Raw genomic sequence first — 8,527 nt, 5'->3', positions numbered from 1 at the left:
TTTAGATGCGTGGTGTGTGAACCAAAAATTGCCGGTATGTACCGGCTCCCAATCCATTTAATTGACTTAACTGACAGTAAAGATAGTGCTTGGCCAAAAGAGATCCTGACTATTGTGCTTCTAAGGGAAAAATCTATAAGCGGGAACTCTAGTCTAGAGATCAAAAATAAAACCCAAGTTAAAACGCTCTCACATGCGATTTTGGCCACGTTTTTATTTAGGACATAGAATCTACTATTGAAATGAGTAATCAGGTCAAAAAACGCAAATGAGCGCCAAATAGAGGCTATTTTTATTCTAATCGGGATGAATAGAGCGAGTGTCTACGAGCGAAGCAACAAAATTCGCACCTAGACTCACTGAAAAACAGCTTTTTAGGCTGTGAAGCCTAAATAAGCGTAAATCACATGCAGAAAATTGAGTTTAGATCGAGCGTAGCGAGTAAAAAAGCTTTATGAGCGAAGCGAATTCCGAGTTTCTTTTGCTCTTGCCTTTGCTTTTTCTCAAAGTCACAACAGGATGATCTAAAAAATTGCCCCACGAATCGAGCGAAAGCGAGATTCAATAGAGTTTGAGCGTAGCGAAAACCAAGGGCAATTTTTTCAAACGTCTTTTTAATTATTTTTATATCTTTTAAATCTTTTCATTGAGCTGTATCCCTTATGGAGCAAGCTTTTCAACGTTTAAATATGACGGATTGACTACTAACTATGACGGATTGACTACTAACTATGACGGATTGACTACTTAACTATGACGGATTGACTACCAAATATGACAAGTATATAGTTGTCATATATAAAAGAAAATCAATGGTTTTATTTTGGATAAGAATCAAATTGTTAAATCAAATCAAGTTATAGAAGCTTCCTATCAATTAAGTGCTGTAGAACAGCGTATCGTCTTGGCAGCTATTTCACGTATTCCGAAGAGCCAGCCTATTACTGATGATGAGTTATACCCTGTAAGCGTTAATGAACTACAGCTATTAGGAGTACATGAAAAAACCGCATACAGAGACTTAAAAGAAGGTATTAATAGACTTTATGAAAGATCTATTAATCTTAGTATTGATGATAAATCTATAAAAATGAGGTGGGTACAAGAGATCCAGTTTTTGGATAGTCAAAGTATCATTGGTATTCGTTTTTCAAAACCTATCTTGCCCTTCATATCTAATTTAAGTAGAGAATTTACTAAGTATGCTCTATCAGATATTGCGGGGATCAATAGTGGATATGGTATTCGTATTTATGAATTATTGGTGCAATATAGACAAATAGGTAAGCGTGAAATCTCTGTTGAGAGCTTACGAAGCATGTTGGAGCTTGGCAAAAAATACCCATTATTTGCAGATTTCAAAAAACGGGTAATTGATACTGCTGTAGACCAAATAAATGAATGCAGCCCATTAAGCGTTTCCTATGAGCAGAAAAAAACTGGTCGTAAAGTCACCCATATTCTTTTTTCATTTAAAGAAAAATCAAAAAGTATTAATCAACAGAACGAACAAGATAAGGTTTATAAACTAACAGACGCTCAAATCAATCTGTTTGGCAATCAGCTTTCTCGCTTACATGAGCTATCGCATTTAGCAGCTCAAGGAGAAAGCTATGATGTACTGGCATCAAGAATAAAAGAAATGCTTAGAGATCCAATACAACAAAAGCAATTTATTCCTCATCTTAGGAATTTAGGTTTTAAAGGGTGAGGTTTGATTGTGTATGTAGCGGTTGACTGTTTCTTAATGTATCTTAGTTCACATAATAGACAACCTAAATTACAACATGAAATCACTATCTGTTATCGAACTTTCAAACCTCTATGGAATGACTCGTCAAGCCGTTTATAAACAAATAAATAAAGGTAATTTGAGTAAGAATAGCAATGGTAAAATTGATCTTTCTGAAGCTATTCGAGTCTTTGGTGAACCATCTAAACATGTGAACAGTTCACAGACAACAGAAACACGAAAGTTGTCAGAAGTTCACCTGCTTGAACAACAGGTTCACATGCTTCAAAAACAGCTAGAACAGGCTCATGACCGTGAGAAATTTCAACGAGATGAATTAAAAGCTAAGAATGATCAGTTACATGTTAAGGACGAACAAATTGAGGCAATGCAACGTCTATTAGAAGCCCCAAAAACCAATATGACTACGTTTACCGATCAAGAACAGCTGCAACCAAGCATGGCCAAAACAGCTCCAGAACCGGACACAGCAGAAGCTAAACATGACGGATTGACTACTCCGGTCGAAACAGAAAATAAGCGTATTCCGGTGCCGGATCAGGTTGAACCGGAGCAGCCGAAAAGAGGGTGGTTAAGCCGGTTTTTCTTGCCGAATGGCTAAGAGGCTTGTTTAGGTGTACTAATCAAAGTTGTGAAACATTGATCAAAAAATAGGCGTGGAACGTGAATAATCATGAAAAAGCCGTTCCAGTGCGCTGAACCCTAGAACGGCTTTGACTAAGATATTGATGCTTATAAGAAAAATTCAAGCATTTCGTATAAGGTGTATTATGTTAATTTTAGCGAAACTCAATAATAAAATTACTTCTTCTTAGGTTTCATACATGAAGATTTTGATAGGTTCACTGGCTGCTTTAAATTGTGTGCCTTAGCTCCCTGCTCTAAAAGATTCTGTAAACTTTTTTCAGAATTTTTAGGCTGTTTATTTTGAACATTCTTTTTACTCTGTGATGGCGATGCCTTTTTTTGAGATTTTACTGGTTGCTCAACTTTATCTTGTTTACTTTTAGGATTATTGACTACGGCTGCCTTTAAAGACTTTAGCCATGAGTATGTATAAGAATCTAATTTTAATAAGTGCTCAATCATTTCATTCCGTTGAGCTTTATCCATTTTAGAAAGAATGCTTTTTAGATCGGCATTAATTGATTGTTTTGGTGCTCCACGTTCACTAGCTTTTTCATACCATTCATGCCCAAGTGTATACTGACGGGTCTCCATATAAATAGCGCCTAATAACGTACATGGACGATAATTATCAGGTGTTAAAGTATGAGCTTTAGAAGCATTATCAATCGCAACTTCAACTTTTCGAAGATCACGTCTAACACCGCCGAGGGTAGTGAAGTAAGCGGATAATAGTTTTTTGTCTTTTAAGCGGATAATAGTTTTTTGTCTTTTATGCCAGCAATCGAAATTTTTTCTAGCAATTCTTCTGCTTCAAGACTTGCCTGACACTTTCTTAATTGGCTACTCGCATTAATAGCATTCCAAATATTTTTCTTATTTTTTTCAAATTCTTGAAGATAATGATTAGCTTCTAAACGATGAAACTTATGACGAACCTTACTACTAAAGAATCTCTTTCCTATAGTATTTAACCAAACAGCTTCATCTTGGGAAAGCCTGATATCACCCTCTAATTTACTTAAAATTTCTGAAATTTCTTTCGGTAAAGTACCTGATATATATTCATTAATTTCATATTTTTTAAGTAATGCTTGTTCTTTTTGCTTTGCAATATATACAGGATCTGATTCAAGTAACTTTTGTTTTTTAATAGCTTCTTGTCTCAACTTTTCTTGACGAACTTTTTCTTCGGTGAATCTCTCTAATTCAACTTTATTTGCAGTCCTTTTCAGAAAACTTGGTAAAAATTGAGTTAAAGATCTTAGAAGGTACTCATTTATATAAGCTTGTTCAAAATTACTTAAACTTTTATTTTCCTTATATTTTTCTAAAATATCTTTCGATCTACCTGTTTGTAAAAGTTCTGACTTTGAAAGGTCTAAAAAATATTCTTGGCATAAGTTTAAAAGTTTATTCTCAAAAGTCTCTAAATCATTTTCAGGAACATCTGTCCGTAAAGGTAAAGTCTTTCCATCAATCATAATTAAAATTTTATTTAAATCAAAAAATTATAATAAGTATAAAGAAAAATAGATATTTTCACTCACTAAATTTCTCCCATTTAACATAATGGGCGTTATACGAAACGCATTTTTAATATTACTTTAAGATCAGTATCTTATCGTTATTCATACCCTCTGGAACGTTCTCGTTCAACCGACTTGGAAGCAAGTCGGTTTCTTTTTAAGCAAAACTGTAACTTTTAGCCAATAAAATTGATCAAAAAACATTCGTTTTTGCATTTTTTCCTGATTTCTCAATGGTCCAGATTCAGAAATAATCCCCAATTTCTGCGGACAACTCTTGGGATAAAATAGGCCAACTTTGTAAGCCAAAGCGTACATAGATTTAGATAATTTGCGGATTGGATAACTAAAATCTTAGTCCTATGATCAGACATAAGGGAACTGGATGTTTCCCAAAAAATAAGAATAAGAAAATTGTTCAAGGAATGGGCCTAGCTCTAACGGTATAACGCACAACCCAATGTAAAAAGGCCCGACAGGATGTCGGGCTTTTTTATTACCAATTTTTTTTGATTCACATAATTCGTATTATGTTAATTGTAGAAAAATTTCATAATTAAATACGACTTATACCCTCTAATGCTACTTATCGTCTGTCGATTTATTGTCATCATATTTTCATTATTTGGACTCAAATAAGTGATTTCCAATAATGTTTCGTAAGCCTAGTCATAAACTACTATTGATTATTTCTAACAATCTAAAAAGTTATAGATCAGCCAATAATCTTTCACAAGAAGAGTTAGCTGAACTTTGTAAATTGCATAGGACATATATAGGAGCTATTGAGAGATGTGAAAAAAATCTTTCTTTAAGTTCCTTAGAGATAATTGCTGAAGCACTTGGAATCACTGTTCCAGAACTATTGATTCCAAGAGACTTTAATGACGCTACTATCAGCAGATGAGTATGTTCGTAATATCCAAAATGCAGGTATTACGATTCATACCCCTATCACTATTGGCCATCCTGAACTATGGATTCCAGATGAAATCCTAGAACAAATTTTAAATGAAAAATTGTGTGGTTTTGATGTTAGTGCTTATGCTGTAAAATCAAGATCAAAGGTTGTTAAACAAAAGGTTTGTGAAATTCTAGGATATCCCATCGAAAAAACTTTTCCGAAAGTTCAACCTCGATTTACGGGTCAAAATTTTGATACCTATAATCAAAAATCTAGAAATTTACAGATTTGGAATGAAGAGATTTCTGCTGAAAGACGCTATGTTATTATCGGCATTGACACGAATGATATTATTTATAAAGTGAAAGTTATCAATGGTGAAGAACTTTCTATTTTAGATACAACTGGCAAAATCACTACCAAATATCAAGCTAGATTTACTCCTAATGAGCCATTAGAACTTATATCCCCCCTTGATACAGATCAGTTGATAGGTCATTTAGCACCTGATACGTATAAACCAACTCAATCTCCAATAGGTTTTCCATCATCTAAAGAATTACTTTCTATTAAAGAAGTATTCACTAGGCTCTCTCCACTCATTGGCTTAACTTTTAGTGATCCAGGCATAGTACAGGAACGTAATCGTGGGGCTGGATTACATAAATTAGTTTGCGAAGCTTTAGGATATTCTAGCTACGCTGATGATGGGAAATTCCCCGATATTAAAAATCAGCTATTGGAAGTCAAGCTTCAGACTTCTCCAACTATCGATTTAGGGCTAGTTTGTCCTGACAGTTTGGATAATTTAGGCTTCCCAGTAGATTCAACTTTAGTGCGTCATTGTGATACTAGATATGCGGTGTTTTACGGAACAACCAATGGGAGTCTAGTTACACTGACTCATCTAGTTGTGACTACTGGGGAAAGCTTCTTCAATAGATTTACTCAATTTCAAGGTAAAGTGGTAAATGGAAAAATCCAATTACCACTCCCAGCAAACTTTTTTAATTAACAGCAAACGCCTCAAAGACAAGTTCATCTAGCTTGTCTTTAAGCTTTGAGCTTTCTTCCTGATCTAATAAGTTATAAATCATCTTTGATAACTTAATTAATTCTTGAGAGTTCTGTAATTCAGGATCAGGAATAGGAAATTCTTCAACATATTGCTTCATAAACCTCCTTTTTCCTGAATAGAGCTTATTGTTAAATTTATAGTCATAAAACTGCTCAATAAACTTAGAGTTAGCAACTGCTAAACATAGCCATAATAATTCATTATCTTTACTCTCATCTGGTGTAATCCAATAGCATTCACCATTAACTATATTTCCTTCTAAATCTATCCAAAATTTTGGCTTTTCAGAAATATCTGGGAAAACAATCTTTGGCTTACACCAAAGACTTGGATTTTGCGGAACCCACAATTCATACCAATTTCGACCTGCTTTAATCAGATATTCCCTACTACTTAATTGATCTTTGTAAGCCTCTAAATATTGTTTGGTAGCAGGATACTGATCTATATCTACTGCTTTTTTCTTTCCATTTTCACTTGTGTGCGGATAAATAATTTCTTTAGGCTTATTCGGTCTGATAGCCTTAAACTGTTGCGCACATTCGCTAGTCAACAAATATTTTATTAATTCAGGCTTAGGATCAAATGAATCCCAATCATCACGTATAAATACCTTATCTGCTGTAGACTTGACACCTACTCGAATTGGGCCAATATCTTTAAATGTTTTCCAAGTATTCATCGTTACTTTACTTAACCATGAATTACTTTCCTTAGTTGATACTGTCCATACGTTATTTTTAGAATTAGATAAATCTAAGATTCCTCTAATAATTTCAAATTTAGACTTACCAATTTTAATGTGCTGGTTAGTACCTTCTATTTCTGAAAAAATCGTTTCCACCTCTTTATGGTCTTGTTTTGATTTTTTCAATTCATAAACAGTAATAAATTCAGGGGCGACCTTAATTTGGTTATTATTCTTTCTAGAAAAAACTAGTGCAGGAAGTACCGCAGCAGAACTAAATACTTTTGTATCCCCTAAATCATAAATAGACTGTATATCTAAGGTTTCTAATAAATAATCTCGTAATACATGCCCAGATTTAATTGATAAAAACCGATTTGATGTGATAGTAGCTAACACACCATCATTACTAAGCAAACTAGACATTGCCATCATAAATCCATAATAAATATCTGTTTTTCCTTTTAAATTAAAATCCTTTGCTATCTTTTTAGATTTTTCACTACCAATAATTTGGGTACGGATGTAAGGCGGATTAGCAATAATGATGTTAAATCTTGATTCATTATTTGCATCATAAAAATCTAAAAAATCATCCATTAATAACGTCAATGTAACGTTAGGATATTTCTCTTTAACTGTTGAAGTAATTTGTTCAAAATTAGAGTTATCAAGATCAACCCCTAATATTTCTATTTCAGAAAATTTTTCTGTGTCTAACTTCAATAGTAATTCTTTAATAAGAATGCCATCACCAATACTAGGATCTAAGATTTTAATTTTTTTATTTAAAAACAATTGGCTATCAAAATAACTAATGGTTTTCTTTGCAACAAACTCAGCTAATTCAACTGGTGTATATGTAACGCCATTCTTTTTATCTTCATGAATATTTTGAAATCGAGGGAGGGAGATATTCATGACTGCTTAATGTTCCACTACTAAATAATCAGTGATTATAGCTATGTATCGGATAATTGTTGCAGAGATAAAGTATGTAAACGCCATGGTTTGACGTAATTCTGTTTATTTAACATAAACTCTCTTATACGCAGCCCAGGTTAATCCTGGGCTTTTTGTTCAATCTGACCATTGGCTTCAAACATGCCAGGATTGGTGATCCGGATGCTTTCCTGACAATTTCCACAAAGCGTTAACCCTGCAAATTTTTGAACATTTTCCTTTGATTCACAGAAATCACATGGCCTAGGAAAACTAAGGATACTTGCCGAGTTGACCAATTCTGTTGACATAACACTTCACCCTTTAGCTGTACACGCTTATTTGTAATAAATTTCAATATGTTATACCTGAATTAATGCATAAAGCGTGTACATTGCTTGTATACCCTATGTGTACAGCATATTTTCAATGATTTTAGAAACTTACTGTCATTTAATGTATACATAGGTGTACACATGCGAATCAATATAAATCAAATATTTAATCAATTCTTGCGTGTACACTTTCTGGAACTCATTTTTAAGTCAAAACAGTACAGTCATGTGCCAGTTTTTCTATCGTAACGACTGGTAAAGATGACAAAATCGTTATTCATTTACTATGAGAATATTTTGATACCACTTAAGATATTGATAATTAACATTAAAATAGATAATGCTGGTATCATTCTAACAGTACAAGTGATACCAAAAAAAATATTTATTAAACAATAACTTAAAGTGTAAAAAGTGCCTTTTGTTGGTATCATCAGCGATATTATTTAATTTATATATAAACCAATAACTTAACTACTTTTCTTTCTATTTTTTGGTATCAGATTCTTCATCATAATTAATCGTCTGTACCCCTTATAAATCGTGGATTTTGAGCTTTTATCTTTAGATGCGTGGTGTGTGAACCAAAAATTGCCGGTATGTACCGGCTCCCAATCCATTTAATTGACTTAACTGACAGTAAAGATAGTGCTTGGCCAAAAGAGATCCTG

9 protein-coding genes are annotated in these 8,527 nt (G+C 33.5%); 5 read left to right on the top strand and 4 right to left on the bottom strand.

The features are described from left to right. From ACE01U_RS16880 to ACE01U_RS16870, 3 genes are all read left to right on the top strand, one after another. Window positions 1–228: hypothetical protein (locus tag ACE01U_RS16880; protein ID WP_395580005.1), on the top strand; the 228-nt coding region annotated here is incomplete at its 5' end. Window positions 229–823: 595 nt separating this feature from the next. After that, window positions 824–1,711: a replication initiation protein RepM gene (gene repM, locus ACE01U_RS16875; protein ID WP_000360254.1), complete on the top strand. Its 888-nt coding sequence runs from the start codon at window positions 824–826 to the stop codon at window positions 1,709–1,711. A gap of 76 nt (window positions 1,712–1,787) precedes the next feature. Further along, a complete protein-coding gene (locus tag ACE01U_RS16870) occupies window positions 1,788–2,354 on the top strand; it encodes a plasmid replication DNA-binding protein (RefSeq protein WP_395580004.1) in 567 nt (188 codons plus the stop codon). Between the two features lie 200 nt (window positions 2,355–2,554). On the opposite strand, the gene ACE01U_RS16865 is transcribed toward ACE01U_RS16870, so the two are convergent. Both ACE01U_RS16865 and ACE01U_RS16860 read right to left on the bottom strand, forming a co-directional pair. Further along, window positions 2,555–2,974 (bottom strand): hypothetical protein, encoded by a 420-nt coding sequence (locus ACE01U_RS16865; protein WP_395580003.1) that lies wholly within the window; start codon window positions 2,972–2,974, stop codon window positions 2,555–2,557. Window positions 2,975–3,126: 152 nt separating this feature from the next. Further along, window positions 3,127–3,864, bottom strand: a complete 738-nt coding sequence (locus tag ACE01U_RS16860; protein WP_395580002.1) for a hypothetical protein — start codon at window positions 3,862–3,864, stop codon at window positions 3,127–3,129. 697 nt (window positions 3,865–4,561) lie between these two features. Here ACE01U_RS16860 and ACE01U_RS16855 point away from each other — a divergent pair. Continuing rightward, window positions 4,562–4,816, top strand: a complete 255-nt coding sequence (locus ACE01U_RS16855; RefSeq protein WP_081402697.1) for a helix-turn-helix domain-containing protein — start codon at window positions 4,562–4,564, stop codon at window positions 4,814–4,816. Beyond that, complete coding sequence (locus ACE01U_RS16850; protein ID WP_395580001.1) at window positions 4,794–5,828, top strand: hypothetical protein; 1,035 nt, start codon at window positions 4,794–4,796, stop codon at window positions 5,826–5,828. The genes ACE01U_RS16855 and ACE01U_RS16850 overlap by 23 nt, the downstream gene beginning before the upstream one ends. Here ACE01U_RS16850 and ACE01U_RS16845 read toward each other — a convergent pair. Further along, complete coding sequence (locus tag ACE01U_RS16845) at window positions 5,821–7,500, bottom strand: Eco57I restriction-modification methylase domain-containing protein (RefSeq protein ID WP_395580000.1); 1,680 nt, start codon at window positions 7,498–7,500, stop codon at window positions 5,821–5,823. The two genes, ACE01U_RS16850 and ACE01U_RS16845, sit on opposite strands and share 8 nt — an antisense overlap. A gap of 140 nt (window positions 7,501–7,640) precedes the next feature. Next, window positions 7,641–7,832, bottom strand: a complete 192-nt coding sequence (locus tag ACE01U_RS16840) for a hypothetical protein (RefSeq protein WP_395579999.1) — start codon at window positions 7,830–7,832, stop codon at window positions 7,641–7,643. Window positions 7,833–8,527 lie beyond the last annotated feature (695 nt).

Source organism: Acinetobacter halobius (assembly GCF_044130335.1).
GTDB lineage: Bacteria > Pseudomonadota > Gammaproteobacteria > Pseudomonadales > Moraxellaceae > Acinetobacter.
Note: the sequence above shows the minus strand (reverse complement) of the source record. Positions and strands in the feature narration are given on the sequence as shown.